1 protein-coding gene is annotated in these 618 nt (G+C 53.9%); it reads left to right on the top strand.

From position 1 onward, the window contains the following. On the top strand, positions 1-618 hold a 618-nt coding region (locus QUF61_RS09345), incomplete at both ends, for a tetratricopeptide repeat protein (protein ID WP_289681441.1).

The following is a 618-nucleotide window of genomic DNA, read 5'->3' as shown; positions in this document are numbered from 1 at the left end:
ACGTCGGCGATGTGCGCTCAAAAGCCGTCACCATGGGTCAGATAGCCGACATATTGCAAGCGCGCGGACAACTCGACGACGCGCTCAAGATTCGACAGACAGAGCAGCTTCCCGTCTATGAGAAGCTCGGCGATGTGCGCGAAAAAGCCATCACCATGGGGAAGATAGCCGACATATTGCAAGCGCGCGGACAACTCGACGATGCGCTCAAGATTCGTGAGCATGAAGAGCTTCCCGTCTATGAGAAGCTCGGCGATGTGCGCTCAAAAGCCGTCACCATGGGGAAGATAGCCGATATATTGCAAGCGCGCGGACAACTCGACGACGCGCTTAAGATTCATGAGCATGAAGTGCTTCCCATCTATGAGAAGCTCGGCGATGTGCGCGAAAAAGCCATCACCATGGGGAAGATAGCCGACATATTGCAAGCGCGCGGACAACTCGACGATGCGCTCAAGATTCTTAAGAATGAACTGCTTCCTGCATTTGAAAAGCTCGGCGATGTGCGCTCAAAAGCCGTCACCACGGGGAAGATAGCCGACATATTGCAAGCGCGCGGACAACTCGATGATGCGCTCAAGATTCGTGAGCATGAAGAACTTCCCGTCTATGAGAAGC

The sequence above is a fragment of the Candidatus Venteria ishoeyi genome, assembly GCF_030378065.1.
Lineage (GTDB): Bacteria > Pseudomonadota > Gammaproteobacteria > Beggiatoales > Beggiatoaceae > Venteria > Venteria ishoeyi.
The sequence above is the reverse complement of the archived record's forward strand: the minus strand, read 5'-3'. Positions and strand labels throughout refer to the sequence as shown.